Genomic DNA, 20,982 nt, shown 5'->3' on the forward strand with positions numbered 1-20,982 from the left:
ATTACGATCAATGGGAACTTACCTCTTAGAATCTGTACAGCATCGTAAAAGAAACGCCACCGGCTCGATTTGTCACCTCAGAGCCAGCAAATTTTACAAATCCAGTCCGCTCATATAGCCTTAGCGCCGGATTATCCTGGCGAATACTCAAGCACACTGCGGGAAAATGAGGCCGAGCTAGCTGCAAGATCTTTGACAGCAAAACCGTCCCAATCCCTTGGCCGCGCATTCGGGGTACCACCGCGATCGCCAATTCTGGAATATCGTCGGACACATACCCATAGCCTTGGTTTTCCGCTGACCATAGCCGAACCCAAGCAGCGCCAACCGCAGCTTTGTCCTGTTTAGCAATCACGCCTAGATCACCTGCTCTACCCCACTCTAAAACGTATTGGGCCAAATCAGGATTAGCTTTGACCGCTTCCACCGATGACTCGTGGGCCGCATGCATTAGCATTTCCCATAGGACGGGTTCGTCATCGACCTCTAGGGGAGAAACTAGAAAGTTAGCCTTCATCTTTCTTAGAATCGTCGCCCTTCGCGGTAGGTGTACATATTGATAGCTGCGATCGCAAAACAGATCATAAAGATCATCAGCCGAATCCCATAGATTGGTTCATTGATCAACCTGCCATCCTCAAAGAGTGGCGTTAGAGAAGGCTCCATCTTTGCCAACAGAAAACCACAGGCGAACGCTAAGATTGTCGACATCGCCTGTGAGAATTTCCTAATCTCTTGACTGGTAGTGGGGGCAATCAAGAAACCTACTAACCAACCTGTTGCCCAGCCCGCGGTTCCAATCAAAACCGTCTGGGCAAAGCCGGTATCGTTTAGCTCTTGATGAACCGTGCGCGCAATCCAAAGCACGATTCCAAAGACGACAAACCCAATCAATAAACCCGCCAGAGACCGCGTTTGATTCATATGAAATCGTCCATTAACGTAGTCTAAGCAAAGCCAAGTCTAATTTAATCGTGATAGCTTAATTCGAGGATCGACAAAAGACAGCGCGAGATCTGCTAGCAAATTGCCCAAAATCAGCATTACCGCGCCTAGTACTAAACTCGCCATAATCAAGAACAAATCCTGGGTTTGTACCGCTGCTAGCGTTAGCTGCCCTAGCCCTGGCCAGCTAAAATAATTTTCTACAATAAAAGAACCACTCAGCAAACTCGAAAATTCGAAGCCTAATATTGTAATTAAAGGGTTGATTGCATTTCGTAGCGCATGCACATAGATGACTTTGCTTTCTGAGAGCCCTTTTGCCCTGGCCGTCTGGATATAGTCTTGACGCAAGACATCTAGTAGCTGCCCGCGCATGAGTCTTTGTAGGCCGGCAAAACTAGTGATGCTAAGTGCGAGTGTCGGTAAAATCAGATGCCAACCAATATCTAACAGCTTTCCTATCCAATTGAGATCTTCGTGGAAAAGACTGGTCCGCCCGCCAACTGGAAAGAGCGGCGTTGTTAGCTGCGCGAAGAAGAGTAGCAACAGACCTGTGATAATTGTTGGGAAGCCCTGACCAATGTAGCTGAGGACTCGCAGTGTGCGATCTATGAGGTTGTTTTGGTTGACTGCGCTGATAATGCCTAGCGGAATCGCGATCGCCCAGGTCACAAAGATAGACGCTGCAGAGAGGAGGATTGTATTGGGGACTCGCTCCCACAAAAGCTCTAGAGCGGGTCTTTGATAGGCAAAGCTAATGCCAAAGTCAAACTCGGTGACGACTTGTCTTAGCCAAAGAAAGTACTGCTTCCAGACCGGCTGGTCTAGACCAAAACGAGTTTCTAGATCGGCAATCGTTTCGGGGGAGATTTGTGGATTTTGACGAAACGGCGTTAAGAAGTCGCCGGGTGCTAGCTGTACGACTAGGAAACTAAACGCTGTAGCTAGTAGCAGCGTCAAAAGACCCTGCAATACCCGTTTCACAACATAGCGAGTCGTTTCACCGAGAAAAAAATCACGTAGCAGCGAGCCTGCATTGTTGTTGACAGAAAGCTGTTGAGAAGAGGGAGTCATATCAGGCCGGTCAGATAGTGCTTTGAGCTAGGCTACATTTTAGGTAAATAGCGTCTTGTAAATAGTGCCTTTTGTAAACAGCGCCTTGAGCAAATTTGTTCTAGGCATTTGTTCTAAGCATTTGCAGCGCCACCGCGCTTAGTCTGTGATGCTTCATCCATAAGTTTCAATACGCGAGTCTCAATACGCAAGCTTCAATACGTGAGCAAACTCATCACGGGTATGTCAGCAGGCAGTTTGTCGCGCCCTGCCAACCCTTCTAGCTCAATGACAAAACTAAAGCCAGCAACGGTGCCTCCTGCCTTTTCAACCAGTTCTGCGGCTGCGGCTGCTGTTCCGCCTGTCGCGAGTAAATCATCGACGATCAGTACCTTAGTGCCAGGTGTAAACGCATCCTGGTGAACCTCTAGTTGATCTTCTCCGTATTCTAGAGCGTAAGCCACCGTGTGAACTTCTCTAGGCAATTTGCCAGCCTTGCGAATAGGCACAAATCCCTGCGACATCTGACGAGCTACCGGCATGCCAAAAATGAATCCCCGTGACTCGATTCCGGCAATGATCTCAGGTGAGACGCTATTTGCTTTGATACAAAGCTCCGATACTGCGTGATCCAACCCTGCTGGATCTTGTAGCAGGGTAGTGATGTCTCGAAAGATGATGCCTGGCTGTGGAAAGTCTGGAATGTCTGTAATCAGAGCCTTTAGATCCATCGTGGGCACCCCTTTTGTGGATAGTTGCAGTTAGTTGGCATGGTTGAAGCCGATTAATCACAGGCATCTTAGCAGGCAGCGGCAAAGTAGGTTAAGTATCACGTTTGCTAGCATGGTTTTCATCCTTTGGGTAAGTGGGTACCCGTTGTGTTGTTAAACCAGCCCTTACGCCAGAAGTAGTAAGACAAGCCAAGCGCGATCGCAATCATCATTGCCCAACACAATGGGTAGCCCCAATACAGATCTAGCTCTGGCATATTCCAAGGGGAAGCGGCGGAATTGAAATTCATGCCATAGACGCCAACGATAAATGTCAGTGGAATAAAGATAGACGAAATTACTGTTAGCGTTTTCATGACCTCATTCATGCGATTGCTAACTGAGGATAGATAGACATCCATCAGGTTTGCGGTTAGCTCCCGGTAGGTTTCTACGATATCTAGGACCTGCACCACATGGTCGTAGCAGTCTTGTAGATAGACTCGCACCTCAGGGCGAATCAGCGTACTGCTATCGCGCACAAGTCTGCTTAGCGCATTTCGCTGAGGCCATATCGAGCGACGTAGACTCATCAGCTCTCTTCTAGCCTGGTATATCTTTTGGACTGTCTGTTCGCTCGGATTGAAAATCACCTCGTCTTCTAGCGATTCGATATATTCGCCATAGTCTTCTAGCACAGGAAAATAAGCATCGATCACAGCATCGAGTAACGCGTAGGTTAGATAGTCCACGCCTTCAGCGCGAATAAACCCCTGCCCAGTCCGAATCCGATTACGCACCGCATTCAAGCAATCTTGATCTGGCTCTTCTTGCACGGTCAACAGATAGTTCTGACCTAATACAAAGCTAAGCTGCTCGCTATTAAAGCGATTCTCACCTTTATCAGCGTCTGGATTTAGCATCACCATGCGAGTGATAATCAGTAGCTGCTCGCCGTAGTACTCGATCTTGGGTCTTTGAGGAACGTTGACAACGTCTTCAAGGACGAGCGGATGTAGATGAAAAACTTTGCCTAGGCGATTGAGGACATCTGCGTTGCCTAGGCCCTGTAAATCTATCCAAGAGACCGACTCAGAATTTAGATGGATAGCCGCTTCTTCAGGCGATCGCAGCCTTCTGCGAGTAGCGGCCTTAGCGCTGTAGTCAATTAACATTAGCTCGGTAGGTGAAGCATCTTCATCAATGACGAGTGTGCCTGGGGCCATTCCTATCTCATCGTAGTGATAGTCCCAGTGGCGGCGCTCCTCCTCTTCTTTGCCTTCTTCTATGCTTGGAGGCACAGGCTTATTGGTCCACTTATCTACTCGCTGCTTTTTGGGATTCTGGTTCATAGGGGTTTTCTTTGAGGCACAGGGAAGGGCTGGTAAGGCCTCAAAACAATATAAGTGCTAGGCCGTAGTACTAATAGTTCTACTAATACCTAAACTTATTGCCCCCACTAATCTGGCAGCACATAGGCAGGTGCTTCTGCAAGCGTTACCTCATTGAGTTGGCGAACCTTTAGATCCTGGTAGAAGTTTTCTTGTAATAGCTCTACTTTTGATTGTGAGGTCAGAAACAACAGCCCCCAGAAGACACCTACTTTCTCATGCTTGTAGTCTGCTTCTGTAAGTTCGCCTTTGATGGGTCCGCCTAGGATATCCGGTCGAAAGCTAGTCCACTGCGTGAGTAATAGCTCAAAGTCCATCCAATTGATCGCATCTTCAAATACATCACTCCAGTGATTTTCGAGAAAGGCGTTGAGCGCATCGGCGATTTCGTTGAGATTTTCCTGGTGAGCTAGCTCGGATATGGCACGAACGGCTTCTCTTTTGGAATGGGGTTTGGGGCGATGCGATCGCGCTCTTAAAGGCTCACTCATCGCTGCTGCAATCGACTCTAATTGTTCGATTAGCTCGGCTAGCGTCACCTGACGCTTTGCCGGCGGCGGCGCAACCGGTCTACGATGAATGTGTCTTTCTAGATTTTTCGGTAGCTCGGTATCGTCATATTCCTCACTATCCTCAAAATAGTCTTCTTCAAAGTCTTCTTCAGCTTGTTCTAATTCATGACGCACCAAGGTATCTGCTTTTAGCAACACCAGCATGGAAGCATACAAGAAAGCTTGCCCAGATTCATTTAAGCTCGATTCGTAAGAAGATCGACCCTGCTCCGTGGGTTGGACAGCGGCTGGCTTTTCTTTCAACGTCTTCAAAAAGCGATCAATCACCTCTATCACCTGTACGTCCCAGGGATCGATTTCTCCCTTCTCAGCCAGGTCTATGAGGAACGCGATCGCACTTTGAGCCAAAGAGCTAGACATAAATAGCTATGCTGTCCGCTAGGTTAAACAATATAGAATCACTTCGCGCTTACTTCCTTCACGCTCACTTCCTTCGCTTTAAAGCTCACTCTAAATACACCTACTCGAACCGTAATTTCCAAAAAAGAGACCTAGAAACTAAGAAATGCAGTGGTGAAATGCGGTAGTGAGAAGACGGATAATAATGAGATGTGGTAGTGATGAGCCGAGCCTATATGAACATGCAAATGAGCACAAGCGAGCTTAACAATTGTTAGTGTTTATTTAGTGCTTAAGCAGCCGACTTAGTCGTTGACAAAGCATAGACAAAGCAAGTACGAACATACTCTAGTACGTCTATTCTATAAAAGATATAGGATTGTAGTCTGTGAATTTAGCAGAAATAGACAGTTTACTGATGAGTAGACGAAGGCATCTTAAGCGTCGGCTTGAGGTAGCATTGGTGCCTGCTCTAGCTCAACTCGGTAGCGCTCCACATCTTCTTCTAACTGTTGAATTCTAAGTTCGCGCTGCTCGATTTCAGGCTTTGTCTGGGTATAGCTTTGTACCTGCACCCAGACGCTAAATACCCAGGCCAAAGTCGCGCCAATACCTGCCGCAATAATCAACTCGATACACAGAGGTGCTTCAAGATCAACCCCTTTGACGATGTGAATAACTGAAGGTGTCGTATTCTCAATGCCGAAGAGCACCAGTGCTAGGCAGATTACGAAAATCACTACGAAATTGACTTGCTTCATAGGTTTCGCCTCAAATCAAACTAAGTAGATAGAATTTGTTCGAGAACACTATAACCGCTAACGGCGAAGATAGTGGATTTTTCTATAGAAGCTATGGATACACTGATCGATGCATTAGGGTGTGACAGGCGTACCAGTTAGTTGAATCGTCGTAGTGCGATCGCACAAGCCAAACTCAGCTTCCCAGCGAGAGGGGAAATCAGGGTCAATAAAAGTGATATCAAAACTCCCCCAATGGTAGGCAGGCTCACCATCTGGGCCTTCTCGAAACGTATCGCAGCGTAAAGAAGAAGAGTCTTGAACCCAATAGCCGCTGTAGGTACCTCGATCGGTGTAGACGCCTGCTAACCCATCGATGAAGATAGTGCCCAAGCCATCGCCATAGGTCCACACAGCAGTATTGTTGCGGTCCTCGTGATAGACCACATCATATTCTTCTGTTGTCCACACTTCATCGGCGATCGCTTTTGGGGAGGCGGCAAGCGTCAAAATAGCGCATAAGCCAAGCACAGCAGTTTTCATAGCAGATATCCTAGTAGTCTCTACGTTAATAGAATAGGGGGTTAGGTGGACACACTTAAGCTTCGCTAGGAACGTAGGGTTGAGAATACTCAGCGGGCGTAAGCTCTTCTATATGAATATCTTGCCGTAGCTCGCGGCCATTGGGCCCGACAATCTGACGAGGAAGCTGCTCCAAATCAACAACTTCTTTAGTATTCATGTTGTAGGTGGTGTACACCACCTTCGTAGCTTCCAAGAAAATATCCATGATTGTTAGCGTCTGATAAGCGGCAGTGGGAGTCGTCAAAAGAGACCTCGGTCCGCTGCCAAGTGCTCCACAATGAAGCATGTTTAGCTGGCCGACTTTACCCGGAAAATAAGCGTGGTGATGCCCTGTAATGTAGGTATGTACGCTGTGACGCTCTAGGAGCAGTCGTAGCTCGTCAGCTTGGTTCAAATATTCGCCAGGGCGATCGCGTCTTTGCGAAACCGCATACAAAGGTAAGTGGCCCATTACAATTCGCAGCCTAGCACTTCGCGCTTCGGGGCTAGACAGGGCGCGATCAGCCCAGGCGACTTGTTCAGGTGGGATATTAGCCGAAGACGCATCCCAAGTGAGATAGAAGATATCGTTCTGTCTAAAGCTGTAGTAGAACGGAAAGCCGCTTGCTTCGACAAAGGTAAGGTCGGTATCAAATTGATGCCCAGACCAGTACTTTTGTGTCTCTTGGCGATCTAGGACATAGACAAACTCACCATCGCTTTTATAGCTAGATGCATCGTGATTGCCTATTGTCATCGCAAAAGGTAGCCTAGCTGCACGAATTGGAAAAAGGATCTTTTCGTCAAAGGCCATCCACATGGCTTCAATCTCTGTCGCAGAAAGATTGATACTTTGACCCGCTACCATATCGCCAGCGCACAGTACCATGTCTGGCTGCCAGTCCGGCAGCATCGCCACCCCATCTATGACTTCTTGGCGGTAGTCGGTAGAGCCGTAGGCACTGTTGAGATCGCTGATAATAGCTAGGCGAATGTCACCTCGCTCAGGCGCGTAGAGTCCTGCCGGAGCAGGCGCATGTAGGTAAGACGCTGTAGAAGACGTTCTAGGATAGGGCGTAGAGGAAGTCGTGAAGCTCGAATCAGATGCGCTAGCAGATTGGTCTGACGGACTGCATGAGCTGGCTGTAGCCGCGGCTCCGCTCAGGGCAAGTCCGCTGAGAAAGACAAATCGACGACGGTTGAGCGGCATAGATAGTAATCCTAGCAATCCAAGAGAGCAGCGGTTTTTAGTATGCCATTTTGCGTTTCAGGTGTGTGGCATATGATAATCAATCGTCTGAACGTCTTTATCTGAACGTCTTTATCTGAACGTCTTTACCGATTGCAATTGGCAAATTAATGAAGCTTTCCATCGTCATTCCTGTTTATAACGAGATTCATACAGTAGGCGCTGTACTGCAATCTGTTAGTAAGGCACTGCCACATGTTGAAAAAGAAATTGTCGTAGTGGATGATGGCTCGACAGATGGAACGAGAGAATGGTTAGCTGCTGAGCAGGCTAAAGACTGGTATGGTTTGGTTGAAGAGACGGCGCTGACAGCGGTCCGTTTAGTTTTGAATGCTAAGAACCAGGGTAAAGGAGCGGCTTTGCGGGCGGGCTTTTGGCAGTCTTCTGGTGATGTGATAGTCATTCAAGACGCAGATTTAGAGTATGACCCGCGAGATTGGCAAGAGATGTGGCGATTGATCGATGAAGGCAGAGCGGATGTGGTGTACGGTTCTCGCTTTTATGGCAAGCCACATCGGGTACTTTACTTTCACCATCTGTTAGGGAATAAAACAATTTCGGCTTTGTTGAATATTGTTTGTAATACTACCCTTTCTGATGTAGAAGTCTGCTACAAAATGTTTCGCAAAGAAGTGTGGAAAGACATGACACTGACCTGTGATGGCTTTGGCTTTGAGGTCGAATTTACGGTGAAGATGGCGCGATCGCCTAGACGCTGGCGGCTGTACGAAGTGGGTATTGCTTACTACGGACGCACCTACGAGGAGGGCAAGAAAATTAGCTGGAAAGACGGTATCAAAGCGCTGTGGCTGATCATCTGGTTTGCCATTAGATAGATCAAAAATCCTTCCGCGATACTTAGCTAATTCACTTGTTAGCAATGTTTTAGCAATGTACAGAGCTAAGTAGCCGAAGCCACCATGAAACTTGAAAAGGTGCAAGATACGGTCTGCTTTACTTCAGTAAAAATCAGTCTGGTGTCGGCCTATAACATTACTGTTTGGCGCATCCCCTCCTTTTATTTGTCGCTCGAATAGTCAGTCCGGGTAGCGAAAGAACAGAAAACTATCGGCAAGATTACGAATGGCAGCGTCAGCAATATGAATGATGGCAAATTCCTGAATATTGGATTATCGACCGTCATAGACAACAGGTTGCTGTGTTCATACTAAGAGAAGATGCTTACGAAGACTATTACTATGAGTCTGAGGTCATTAGATCTATTGTGTTTCCAACGCTGCAAGTAACGACCAGCAATCTACTATCTAGCAACCTCTTCTAATCGCAATCTCAAATGGCAAGACCTCCTATCGACGAAGAGCGTGAGCATCGCATCACCTACGAGATTACCGTAGATTGTTATGATAAGTACGAAGTCTCTATGGGCTGGTATTCTTATCTTCTAGATCATCTGAACTTCCCGCTTAGGGCTCAGCAAACAATCGCTAGTTCTTCACCTAGAGCGTCAAACCAGAAGCTGTCGAAAGCTGAGGTTGTAACAATCGTTGGCATGGCTGAGACTGATGGGTTTGAAACCGATATACTTGTGGATATCGAATACTACGATGGCAGCCAAACTGATGTTATTGCTATTCCCTTAAGTCAACTTCAAATAATAGATGGCGACGATGAAAGCATGCAAGCTTTCGAAGACTGGCAGTACTGGATAGATCAAGGTAATGAACTTGCTGAGCTAGACGAAGACGAGGAGTACTGACTTTCTATGAAACTGAGTCCTACGGATGCTCAACGATTTATGAGTCTGATGCTGCCGCTTCAGTGGTATGTCAATCAAACAGCAAGAATTCTACCAGAAATCAAAGACTTTGAATCATTTTGTGCGACTGAGGCTGAAGAGAAAATACAGGTTCGAGATTATCTTTTTGCTCATACTGAGCTAATTGATCGCTTCGTACAGGACAATCTAGAAGGCCTAGACAAAGAAGGCCTAGAGACTATTTTGAGCTGGAAAAACTACGTTTCTGGAGATTTTTATATAGAGCGTTTCCTTAAGAAGTACAATATTTTTATTGCTGATGATGATACCGTGTATGGGGTTTTAGGCTTAACGAATAGCCCCTCAGATTTTATCGATAAGAGCAATCTGCCCATCAGGGTACAGACAATCCTGCTTCCCTTTCAAAACAAGATTGTCTACGATGGCTTCCTTCGCTTTTACAATGTCCTTTTTGGTCGTGGCATTAGCTCCAGTCTCAAGCAAGTCTATTTGATTACGAAAGATAATAACGCTATTGTTCAGACCTTTGATTCATCAGCAACTGAGCCAAAAGCGAAGAAAAAGTCTACTGGCAAGAAGTCTACTAACACGGATAAAGATTGGGCTCTACTTCTAGAAGAACTATCTACCAAAGCTAAGAAACTTAAAGGTGGGGGCGGGCAACCTATGACCTATAGTCCTACGTTTAGCCTGGTTCGCGCGAGCCTAGAACTGGCAAAGCTGGCCACTGAGTCGCAGCCCGACACCGACAAGCTGATTAAAAAGCACAACCGTATTAGTACATTGCTAGATCAAGTAGCAGATGCCATTATACGAGAACAGTAATCACAAGGGTGCAACTACAGAAGCAGTCACTACGAAAGCAGAGGTTCTCTCGGCTCATTCGGCAAACTCAACAGATGGCATTTGTTCAATTAAGTACTCGACTAAGCCTTCTAGAGTTGGATGCTCAAACAAGAAACTAGCGGGAATAGTTGGTCCCAGACTGTACTCTAGCTGATTGGCTAACTCGACTGCCATTAGAGAATCTACACCTAGATCTGCTAGCGGCTGATCTAGGGCGATCTCTTCGGGTGAACTATAGCCGAGCACATCGGCAATCTCTGCCTGAATATGCGCCATTAGATGATGGCGGCGTTCTGTAGCAGACACTTGCTTTAGCTGCTCTAGTCCCTGCAGGCGATCGCCTTGGTTCCCATCAACAGAAGATCTAAAGCGCTCTAGTACAGGTAGAGAGACGCCCGGCGGTAATTGAGCAGAGAATTTGGCCCAATCTATAGATAATACGCCAACCTGACGAACTGACTGAGCGATCAGCTTGCCTAACGTTTGCAGGCTCTTATCAGGATTGAGTAGCGTAATGCCCCTAGCGCTCATTCGACTTTGCACGTCTGCCTCTACCTGAGCAGCCATGCCGGCTTCTGCCCATGGGCCCCAGTTCACGCTTAATCCTGGCTGGTCTAACTTGCGGCGATGTTGCATAAGAGTATCCATGAAGGCATTAGCCGCAGCGTAGTTACCTTGTCCAGGAGAACCGAGCAGAGAAGCAACAGAAGAAAAACAAACGAAGAAATCTAGTGATAGCGATTGCGAAGCCTGATGTAAGTTCCAGGCACCTCTAATTTTGGGTGCCATCACCTTAGAAAATTGCTGCCATGATAGCTGAGAGAGTAGGCCGTCCTCTAGGATGCCAGCCGCGTGAATAATTCCTTTTAGCGGAGGTGAGTGCTCTGTGGTTAGCTGGCTAATGATGTTTTCAACGTCATGCGATCGCGTCACATCTCCTAAGACAACAGAAACGCTAGTCCCCAGCGCCTCTAGCTGTTCAATCACCTGCTGCGCTTCGGGGGAGGGGGCTTTTCTGGCTATCAGCGCTAGATGCTTACCGCCTTGTTCTGCTATCCACTGGGCTACCTTTAGCCCCAAGGCACCTAGCCCACCGGTAATTAAATAGCAGCTATGGCTATCGATCAAAATAGCTTTATTCTCTTTGGGGGCGATCGCGGGCAACGTCAGCACGACTTTGCCAATATGCTTAGCCTGCTGTATGTGTCGAAACGCCTGCTGACTTGCCTGAATCGGAAAAGTCTTCACTGGCAAAGGGTGAAACTGTTCTTGTTCAAATAGTTCGCCTAGTACTTTCCACAGGTTGCGAATAATTTCAGGCGTTTGCTGAGTGACTTCTCCTAAGTCAAACGGAAAATACTGGGCGGTAGGATAGGTCTGCTGAACCTGCTGTTCATCCCATATGCCGATCTTACCTAGCTCAACAAACCGACCGTTCTTCGCTAGCACTTCAAAGCTTTTGTCGATGAACTCTCCGTTTAGGCTGTTGAGAACGACATCGACGCCCTTACCTGCAGTGATCTCTAGAATCTCGTCCGCAAAGTCAAGACTGCGAGAGTTCATAACATGCGCTATGCCCTGTTCTTTTAGGAAATCCCACTTGCTAGGGCTAGCCGTTGCAAAGATTTCTGCGCCAGCACGCTGGGCTACTTGAACAGCTGCTTGACCAACGCCTCCGGCAGCAGCATGGATGAGAACGGAATCGCCTGCTTTCAAATTTGCTAGAGACTGTAAGCCGTAGTAGGCCGTTAAGAAGGCAAGCGGTAGCGTTGCCGCCTCTGCAAAAGTAATCTGAGTGGGTTTGGGAATCACGAATTCTGAGCGGGTAGTCACAAACCGACTCACGCCATCGGTAAGCATGGTAGCCATGACCTCATCACCGATATCGAAATCAACTACCTGATCGCCTTTTGCTACAACTGTGCCCGCGCACTCAAAGCCAAAAGTAAGCTGGTTGGCCTGGGTAATGCCTAGCTGCTCAGCATAGTATTCTTTCAGCAGGCCTAAAACGTTGAGCACATCGCGGAAGTTCAAGCCAGCAGCGGCGACTTGAATCTCGACATCATGCGAACCAGGCGATCGCCGCTGGATAGGCAAAATTGAAAGATTGTTGATCAGCCCATATTCTTTCAGCTTAAGTTGAAATGACTGACCAGCCGAGATAGCTAGCAGATCTGTTTTTACCTTATATTCCAAAAGACGAGCAATGTAGCGTTTATCTTGTCGATAGGCGATTTGGTCTTCGATAGTAGGAGCGTAAAGTTCATCTATAAGCTGGGCGATATCAAATGAGTCTGAGCGTGAACCCGATGCTAAATCGATCCGACGACAGCTTAGCTCAGGATGCTCAAGCGCGATGACTCGCCCTAACCCCCATAGAGAAGCCTGCTGAATACGCGGCAGGTGAAGTTCTGTCTCCTCTAGCTGCGTGATAGGCTGAACGCCTTGAGTAACTAGCCACAGCGGCACCGAGATGCGCGCCTTAGTCAATGACTGCACGAGGTGAAGCACGCTTTCGCAGTCGTGATGTTGAGTATCTGGATTGCATAGATAGATAATTCCTTCTAGGGGCTGTTCTACGATCGATGCGATGAGCTGATTGAAGTCGTCTAGGCTGACGGGATTGAGCTGATAGTGTTGAGGATCTAGCTGCCGATAGGCGTTATTGAAAGAGACCTTGATAGTGCGATCGCCCCTAGCTTCAATCTGTTCTATGACCTGCTTGCCAACGTTTGCTTCCAAGTCATCAACAATGACCAACCACTGCTTTTCGGTCGGTAGAATAGGTGCTGGAGCTGGCACCAGGGGAGCTACCTCCCAAGCTAATTCGTACAGAGCAGGCTCTACCTCTGGCTGAAGATAGCGCATCAGGATCTCTCTGTTTGTCTGCTTAAGGGCTAACCCTTTGACTTCTGCAGCTACTACACCAGATGGAGTGACTAGCTGTACATTCCCAAGAAGTTGCTGGGCTTTGGTATCAGTTGCTTGATCATCCGCAATCGAGGCGATCGCCCACAATGAATGGCCAAGCGGACCGTAAACCTGTAGTTCTGTGACGCCCACTGGTAAGTAAATCTGTTGCGCGTTAGTTTCTCCAATAGCAGCAGCTAAAATCTGGAAACTAGCATCTAATAGCACCGGATGCAGCCGATAGAAATCTGCGTTTCGCGTTAATGATTCTGTCAGGATAATCTTTCCTAAAGCTCGATTCGGCGCGGCCCAAAGCTGCTCAATAGCCTGAAAGTCCGAACCATATTCTAGCCCCCGGGCATGCAGCTTTTCGTAGTATTCAGCCACTGGAATCTGCTGTAGAAAGCTGGCTTGGCACTCGTCTAAGTCAATAGGCGATGGAGGCGCACTACCGACTGGCTGGATGATTCCCTTAGCATGAGTCACCCAGCGAGGTTCGGCTGGGTTAGAGTCGGTTTCCTCTAGACTAAAGATCTCAAACTGTTGAGTACCGTCTGCTTGCGGCGTGAGAACAGTTTGAACTGTTGTTGGCTGAGCTTCAGATAGAATGAGCCCTCGCTGAATCACAACTTGGGTAAGCGACTGGGCGAAAGACGTATCAGCTGTTTTAGCAGCAGCGGCTAGGGCAATTTCGAGATAAGCTGTGGCTGGCAAGATGGCCTGAGAAAAGACGCGATGATGGGTAAGATAGGCGGGCTGTTGTGGGCTGAGCTGCGTTTGAAATTGAACAGGCCCAACCGGGGAGTAGACGCGTTGACCCACTAGCGGATGTCTATCGCTAGGTGCTAAATGGCTAGCAAGCGGATTGACTGTAGAAGATGAAGGACTCGGTTCTAGCCAGTAGCGCTGTCTCTGAAATGGATAGGTCGGTAACAGAACTTTCTGATACGAATTAAAGCGATAGAAGTTTTTCCAGTTTATCTTTGCGCCTCTAGTGTAGAGCTGACAAAGGCTATTGATCATTTGTTGCCAGTCAGATTGCTCTGGGCGCAAGCTAGGTAGCCAGCTGCTGGCGTTATCAGCCGGTAAACACTGTTTGCCCATACCTAGCAATAGCGGTTTTGGTCCTATCTCTAGATAAACATCACAGCGCTTTTCGTGCAGGTTGAGCATGCCTTTTGCGAACTTGACAGGTTGCTCTATGTGCTCGATCCAATAGTCGGCAGTGGCGATCGCTCTATCGCCTCCGTCTTCAGTTAAACAAGAGACAAACGGAATTTGAGGTCGCGAATAGTCTATCTTTCTGGCGACGGTGGCAAACTCCGCTACCATCGGCGCCATAAAAGGAGAATGAAATGCGTGGGAAACGGTCAGCTTTTTGTGCTTAATGTCTTTCTCGCTAAGGGTCTGAGCGATCGCCCTTATCGCTTCCGCTTTCCCTGAAACCACTACGCTATTGGGTCCATTGATCGTGGCAATACTCACTTGAGCATGGACTTGAGCAGCGGTCTGAGCAGAAGTCGCCTGGTAGGGTGCAATCCATTCTTCTACCTGTTCTACTGTGGCTAGAATCGAGAGCATTTCGCCACCCGCAGGTAACGCCTGCATCAGCCGTCCTCGTTCTGCAATTAGCGATAGACCTTCTTCTAAGCTAAAGACCCCTGCAATACAAGCCGCAGCGTATTCACCTACGCTATGGCCAAGTACCAGATCCGGTTCGATTCCCCAGGACTGCCAGAGCTGAGCTAAAGCGTATTCGATGGCAAAGAGGGCGGGTTGGGTATGAGCAGTTTCGTCGAGACGGGAGCTAGCGCGTTGGAAAGATAAAGAGGTGGGGTAAAGACTGTCTAGTAAGGAGATTCCTTGTTTAGATAGAATCTTTTTACATCGATCGATCGCCTGCCGAAAGATAGGCTGAGTTTCGTAGAGCTGCCGGCCCATGTCTACGTATTGAGAGCCTTGTCCTGTAAAAAGAAAAGCGATCTTTGGGGGCTTTTGGATGATCGCTTTGGGTTTAGATCCAAGTGTCTGAAGCTGTTGCTGTAGCTGAGGGGTAGAGGCTGTGACGGTAGCATAGCGATGAGAGAAGTGCGATCGTCCGACGTTTGCGGTATAGCAGATATCCGCAACTGATAGGTGATCGTTTCTCTGTAGCCAATCTTGATACTGAAGTACGTATGTGTTTAGCGCTTCGTCGCTCTTCGCTGAGATCGTCAGTATGTGTAGCGAATCGCTTTCCGACTCGCGATTGTTGAGGTTATGGATTGGGACTGCCCAACTAGGTTCAATAGACCGAGAGGGTTGCGGCCTAGGCGCTTCTGATACGATGACATGAGCGTTTGTTCCCCCAAAACCGAAAGAGCTAACTCCAGCAATTCGTGGTCTATCGCCTGAGGGCCAAACTTTGTTTTCTGTTGGAATTTCCAACGGCGTATTTTCTAGCTGGATATAGGGATTAAGCTTTTCTAGATGCAGGTGCCGGGGAATTTCTTCGTGCTGCAAGCAAAGCAACACTTTGATTAATCCGGCCATGCCAGCAGCGGCTTCTAGATGACCGATATTCGTTTTCACTGAACCTAGCTGACAAGTCCAATCTTCCATTGGTGGCATCTCTCCACCGCTCTTTTCAGGCTGATCAAATACCGCTTTTAACGCGTTGACCTCGATTGGATCGCCTAGCGCCGTTCCTGTGCCGTGAGCCTCAATATAGTCAACCTGCTCTGCGCTAATTCCAGCATTTGCCAGCGCTTGTCTAATGACACTTTGCTGTGCCAAGCTATTTGGCGCAGTCAGTCCGTTACTACGGCCATCTTGATTGACGGCCGATCCTCGAACGATCCCTAGGATAGTATCGCCATCCTGTTGAGCATCCGCTAGCCGCTTGAGTGCGACAACGCCACAGCCCTCGCTGCGCACATAGCCGTCAGCACTCGCATCAAAAGTCTTGCATCTTCCATCTGCTGCCATCATCTGTGCTTGAGAGAACGTGACCGTCAGCTGAGGATTTAGGATTAGATTCACGCCGCCCGCTAAAGCCAAATCACATTCACCCGCTCGCAGACTTTGACACGCCTGGTGTAGCGCTACGAGGGAAGAAGAACAAGCGGTATCAATCGCGAAGCTCGGTCCATGCCAATCGAGAAAATAAGAAAGTCGATTAGCGCTAATACTAAAAGCGTTGCCTGTGCCGTAGTAGACATCTGTATTCAGTTGAGTCCCTTGTACCCGCGAATAGTCGCCGTTACTGATTCCTAAAAAAATGCCTGACTGACTGCCGGCTAGTTCGTCTGCTGAGAGTCCTGCATTCTCTAGAGTCTGCCAGCAGACTTCCAATAGCAGTCGCTGTTGAGGATCCATATGGATGGCCTCTCTAGGAGAAATCCCAAAGAACTTAGGATCAAAGTGATCGACTTGCTTCAAAAAGCCACCCCACCTCGCTAGGTTCTGAGACGGCAGAACAGATTCGAGCTGATCTATATCCCAACGCGAAAGGGGCACTTCTGTAATCGCGTCCTGGCCATGGTGTAAGAGCTGCCAGAAGCTTTGAGTGCTAGATGCCCCTGGAAACCGACAGTCCATACCAATCACTGCGATCGCCTCTCCCACCCCCCCTTGCCGTACTCGCACCTGAGCTAACGCCTCCGACTGCGTCGCCCGTGAGTCTCCAATCACTAGCTGCCGGGCTAATGTCGCGATCGTAGGAAAGTCGTAAACTATCGTTGGCATCACTGGATATCCTAGCCAGGCTTCTAGCTCAGTCGACATCTCAACTACCTGCAATGAGCCTAATCCATAGCTAGCAAGCGGCTCATGGCGATCGATCTCAGTCGGCGCTATCTGGGCTGCTTGAGCAATTCGATTAGTCAGCCAAGTTTCGACTGCCTGGATTTTCTCTTGCTCAGTTGCCAGTTCAGCTAGTACAACAGAAAATTCTTCAGAGGGGGCAACCACGGCTTGAAGATCTCTTACCCATTCTCCAACCACCGTCAGGCTAGCGTCTAGGAACTGACTCCGGCACTGCTTACGCTGTACTTTTCCACTAGAGGTTTTGGGTAAGCTTCCTGGTTTTAGTAGCTGTACAGCATACAGCTGCAGTTCGTGGACTTCAGAAACAGCTCGGCGAATTGCTAATATAATTTCATCTTTCACTTGCCTATCTTCGTTCAAGTCGCGTAAGTAGGCGCGAGTTACCTCTGCGATTATCACGAGCTGCTCAGCGGCATTCTGTTCTACTGAGAATGCAGCACATCCGCTGATCTGAATTGCTTGGTGTGCGTTTTCCACCGTCTGCTCAATATCTTGAGGATAGTGATTACGTCCACGGATGATCACCACGTCTTTCAGTCGTCCGGTAACAAAGAGTTCTTGATTGTGCAAGAACCCTAGATCGCCCGTACGTAAAAAGTTTGCTTCGCTGCCTGTCAGCTTGGCTTGAAACGTTGTTTCTGTTTGCTCTGGCCGCTGCCAATACCCCTGAGCAATACTTTTACCCGCCACCCAAATCTCTCCTACTTTGCCGCTCTCACAAGCAGTCAGTGTCTTGGGATCAACAATCTTTACTTGCTGCTCTAGCCAGCTATGACCACAGCCCACAACCGGCTTGCTTTCCCCTGGTATAGCGCTGGCGATCGCCCGGTTTCGCTCTAGCGCATTCGGGTTGATATTGTAGATCACCGGTTCTGCAGCCCGACTACCCCCTGTAACTAGCAGGGTTGTCTCAGCCATGCCATAGCAAGGATAAAAGGCACTGCGTTTGAATTTGCTGGGCGCAAATGTCTTTGAGAATTTCTCTAGCGTTTCGGGGCGAACAGGCTCTGCCCCCGTAAAGGCAAGGCTCCAACGGCTCAGATCAAGCGCCGCAATCTGTTCTGGTCTAGCAGTTTGAGCGCACAGCTCGTAGGCAAAGTTCGGACCGCCACTGGTCACAACTTTATAGTCTGAGATGGCCTGTAGCCATCGAATCGGCTTTTGTAGGAAAGCGACCGGTGACATTAGAACCACTGTTCCGCCCCCATAAACTGTTTGTAGCAGTCCCCCGATAAGCCCCATATCGTGGTGAAAGGGCAGCCAAGAAGCGCCTATATGCTCGGGGCTGCTCTCAAAGCATCGGTAAATCATTTTGCTGTTGTGCAGCATGTTCTCATGAGAGACCATCACCCCTTTGGGCGCGCCAGTTGATCCAGAAGTATATTGCAAGAAAGCTAGGCTTCTACTCTTTTCGGTCTCTGATAGGTCTGCATACCAAGGACTAAGCGGCGCTGTGGCGCAAGATAAAAGCGCCGGCAGGTCGTCTGTCGCTAGCCAGGTCATACCTGAAGAGAGGGGGTCTTGCTCCCAACTTTTCTGAGCATCGATAATGGCCTTTCGAGTGGTAAGTGCTAGGGCCGGCTGACAATCTTGAGCGATCGCCTGTAACCTTCCTAAACTTTGGTTATGACGCGGAGGATAGGCGGGAACAGCGACAATACCTGCATAGAGACAGCCGAAGAAACCAGTGATAAAATCGAGGCCAGCGGGGTAGAGCAACAGGGCGCGATCGCCTTGCTTAGCCCCTGAGTTTAGTAAGTAATCGGCAATCTCCGTCGCTTTTTTGTCTAGCTGCGCATAAGTCAATCTAGCTGCTTCGTGCTCACCATTTTCTAGAAAGATATAAGCAGTTCTATCGGAGTATTCTATCGCCCTAAATTTCAGTAAATCGACAAAGTTAGTAATACTGGAATCTAACATCGGTTTTCTTCGGATGACAGGGCTAATAGCTGCTGATAGCTATCTATGAACAAATAGAACAAATAAAAGAGAGAATGACTCTACTATAGAAGAATCGAAAGCAGTCTGCTGAATGCACCTTGATGATGCCTTTCTTTGTGACATCTCTATAGGTATTGAGGCATTAGAGTTCTATAGACATTAGAGTAGGATCGAGCAAGATTCCTTCAGCAGAGCGAGCGTTCTTCCACTCATAGATGATATTTAGCTCACCGGTTAGATACTTGGATTTGCAAGTGGTTCTCTGCACTTTGCCAGTAGGCGTCTTCGGCGTGCTGCCAGGACGAACAAGGGCGATCGCATGAGCTTCTAACATGTGATGCATTGCTAAGCTTTGCCGAATTGCACCAACCACTGACTCTACGTCTAGAGACCGTAAGTACCGAGACTCAATCTCTTGGACGACGACTAGTCTCTCTTCTTCGTCTACTGCTACGCCAAAAACAGCTACCCCAGCCGGACGCAAAGTGGGATGGCTTTTTTCTACCGTTGTTTCAATAAAGTGAGGATAATGATTATTACCCCACAGAATAATGACATCTTTTAGCCGCCCAGTGATAAACAGCTCATCGCCCTGAAGAAATCCCATATCCCCCGTCCGCAAAAACGGACCTTCTCCTGCTGCTGTATGAGCTTGAAATGTTTGTTCAGTCTGCTCTTCTCTATTGAAATATCCTTGGGCCACACTAGGCCCGGATACCCAAACTTCACCCACCTCATCTTCAGCGCACTGTTTCAAGGTATCTGGATCAACAATAGCGATCTGATGGTTCTCACCGGTTTTGCCGCAACTAACTACTTTCCTCGCTTCTGAGACGTTTTCTGAAATGTTTTCTGTAGGAGCAGCGACTATTTTGTTCTTCTCTAAAGCAGACCGCTGAATAGATTTGACAACGGGTGAACAATTCCGTGGTGTTGTCGTAATCATCACAGTGGTTTCGGCCATACCGTAAGCCGGACAAAAGGCGGCTTTGCGAAATCCTGCTGGTGCGAATGCACTAGCAAACCGATCTAGCGTGTCAGGAAGAACAGGTTCTGCGCCATTAGCTGCGATCGCCCAGCTACTCAAATCTAGTCCTTTTCTTTGCTCGGGTGTAATTTTGCGCAGACATAGCTCGAAGGCAAAGTTCGGACCGCCGCTGATTGTGCCTCGATAGCGAGAAATCGCCTGCAACCAGCGCAAAGGCTTCAAGATGAAGTCTACAGGTGACATCATCACGACTGGCCGCCCGACGTAGATTGGCTGGGTGACGGCGCACACCAATCCTAAATCATGATAAAGCGGTAGCCAGCAAATTCCAATATCACTTGCAGTATACTGACAGGCTGCTTGAATCATCGCTAGGTTGTTCAACACATTGCCGTGGCTGATCATCGCACCTTTTGGTAGGCCAGTAGACCCAGAGGTATATTGCAAATAGGCCAAGGTTTTATCTTCTAGCTTGGGCATCTGCCAACTATTAGCGTTCTTTCCCCCCAGCTGATCGACCTCTATCCAATGAATTTGATCAAGCGGCGGCGTCACGACAAAAGGCTCTGATAGGCGCTCCATCAAGGGTTGTGTCGTTAGCGCAAACTGGATCTGGGCATCGACAGCCTTGTATTGAAGTTCTAAAAGGAGAGATTCATTTAATGGCGGCCAAGCGGTCACCGCCACTGCGCCAGCATACAAACAGCCAAAGAAGGCGCTCGTAAAGGCCAGTCCGTCTGAAAGCGGGAAGGTAAGTAGCACCCTAGCTCCAGACGCACCAAGGGATTGGAGATGAGCTGCAATCGCCCTTGCCTGTATATCCAGCTGATAATAGGTCAAGCGACCATACTCACTCTCACCATTTTCTAAACCGATATAGGCAATTTGATTCGGCTGCTGCTCGGCTCTGTAGCGCAGAATCTCAACTAAAGAAGCGCAGTGGTCTAATTGAGTTGGGTGACTAGAAAGAGGAAAAGCCATAGAGACAAAATTATAGAAGCCGAATTAGAAGCCAAATTAAAGAAACCACAATAGCGCTGAAGAGGCCACAAGGACTCAGTGATAGAGGCTCTAGCTAATTTTTCTTGTAAAAGCCCCATGAAAGCTCCCCGAAAGCCCTGTGGAAAGCTCCGTGAAAGCACTGAGAAGGCAGATGGATTATAGCCCGCTGAAAGGGTTGATTCAAAGG

14 protein-coding genes are annotated in these 20,982 nt (G+C 48.3%); 3 read left to right on the forward strand and 11 right to left on the reverse strand.

The annotated features are described in order from the left end of the window. Positions 1–25: 25 nt before the first annotated feature. The 9 genes from S7335_RS09870 to S7335_RS09910 all read right to left on the reverse strand — a co-directional run bounded on the left by S7335_RS09870 (position 26) and on the right by S7335_RS09910 (position 7,524). A complete protein-coding gene (locus tag S7335_RS09870) occupies positions 26–517 on the reverse strand; it encodes a GNAT family N-acetyltransferase (protein ID WP_006454748.1) in 492 nt (163 codons plus the stop codon). 5 nt (positions 518–522) lie between these two features. Then, a complete protein-coding gene (locus S7335_RS09875; RefSeq protein WP_038016023.1) occupies positions 523–924 on the reverse strand; it encodes a hypothetical protein in 402 nt (133 codons plus the stop codon). 39 nt (positions 925–963) lie between these two features. Beyond that, entirely contained in the window at positions 964–2,019 is a 1,056-nt protein-coding gene (locus tag S7335_RS09880) for an ABC transporter permease (protein WP_006454373.1), read from the reverse strand. 194 nt (positions 2,020–2,213) lie between these two features. Continuing rightward, positions 2,214–2,729 (reverse strand): adenine phosphoribosyltransferase, encoded by a 516-nt coding sequence (locus tag S7335_RS09885; RefSeq protein WP_006455233.1) that lies wholly within the window; start codon positions 2,727–2,729, stop codon positions 2,214–2,216. A gap of 119 nt (positions 2,730–2,848) precedes the next feature. Further along, positions 2,849–4,060: a magnesium/cobalt transporter CorA gene (gene corA, locus S7335_RS09890; protein ID WP_006454367.1), complete on the reverse strand. Its 1,212-nt coding sequence runs from the start codon at positions 4,058–4,060 to the stop codon at positions 2,849–2,851. A gap of 107 nt (positions 4,061–4,167) precedes the next feature. After that, positions 4,168–5,031 carry a segregation/condensation protein A gene (locus S7335_RS09895; protein ID WP_006453849.1) on the reverse strand — a complete coding sequence of 288 codons (864 nt, stop codon included), beginning with the start codon at positions 5,029–5,031 and terminating at the stop codon, positions 4,168–4,170. 416 nt (positions 5,032–5,447) lie between these two features. Further along, on the reverse strand, positions 5,448–5,771 hold the full coding sequence (locus S7335_RS09900; protein WP_006457249.1) for a LapA family protein: 324 nt from the start codon (positions 5,769–5,771) through the stop codon (positions 5,448–5,450). A 114-nt stretch (positions 5,772–5,885) separates the two neighbouring features. Continuing rightward, entirely contained in the window at positions 5,886–6,293 is a 408-nt protein-coding gene (locus tag S7335_RS09905; protein WP_006456718.1) for a hypothetical protein, read from the reverse strand. 55 nt (positions 6,294–6,348) lie between these two features. After that, complete coding sequence (locus S7335_RS09910; protein WP_006455323.1) at positions 6,349–7,524, reverse strand: metallophosphoesterase; 1,176 nt, start codon at positions 7,522–7,524, stop codon at positions 6,349–6,351. A gap of 149 nt (positions 7,525–7,673) precedes the next feature. Between S7335_RS09910 and S7335_RS09915 the strand changes: the two genes are divergently transcribed. The 3 genes from S7335_RS09915 to S7335_RS09925 all read left to right on the forward strand — a co-directional run bounded on the left by S7335_RS09915 (position 7,674) and on the right by S7335_RS09925 (position 10,126). Beyond that, entirely contained in the window at positions 7,674–8,399 is a 726-nt protein-coding gene (locus tag S7335_RS09915) for a glycosyltransferase family 2 protein (RefSeq protein WP_006456708.1), read from the forward strand. 458 nt (positions 8,400–8,857) lie between these two features. Next, positions 8,858–9,280: a calcium-binding protein gene (locus S7335_RS09920; RefSeq protein WP_006456508.1), complete on the forward strand. Its 423-nt coding sequence runs from the start codon at positions 8,858–8,860 to the stop codon at positions 9,278–9,280. Between the two features lie 6 nt (positions 9,281–9,286). Next, positions 9,287–10,126, forward strand: coding sequence for a hypothetical protein (locus tag S7335_RS09925; RefSeq protein ID WP_006455559.1), 840 nt, complete (start codon positions 9,287–9,289; stop codon positions 10,124–10,126). Between the two features lie 54 nt (positions 10,127–10,180). Here the strand turns inward: S7335_RS09925 and S7335_RS09930 are convergent, their stop codons facing one another. Both S7335_RS09930 and S7335_RS09935 read right to left on the reverse strand, forming a co-directional pair. Beyond that, complete coding sequence (locus S7335_RS09930) at positions 10,181–18,784, reverse strand: type I polyketide synthase (RefSeq protein ID WP_006456094.1); 8,604 nt, start codon at positions 18,782–18,784, stop codon at positions 10,181–10,183. 163 nt (positions 18,785–18,947) lie between these two features. Further along, positions 18,948–20,774: a fatty acyl-AMP ligase gene (locus tag S7335_RS09935; protein ID WP_006457315.1), complete on the reverse strand. Its 1,827-nt coding sequence runs from the start codon at positions 20,772–20,774 to the stop codon at positions 18,948–18,950. Positions 20,775–20,982 lie beyond the last annotated feature (208 nt).

Origin of the sequence: Synechococcus sp. PCC 7335 (assembly GCF_000155595.1) — a bacterium.
In the GTDB taxonomy this organism is placed as follows: domain Bacteria; phylum Cyanobacteriota; class Cyanobacteriia; order Phormidesmidales; family Phormidesmidaceae; genus Phormidesmis.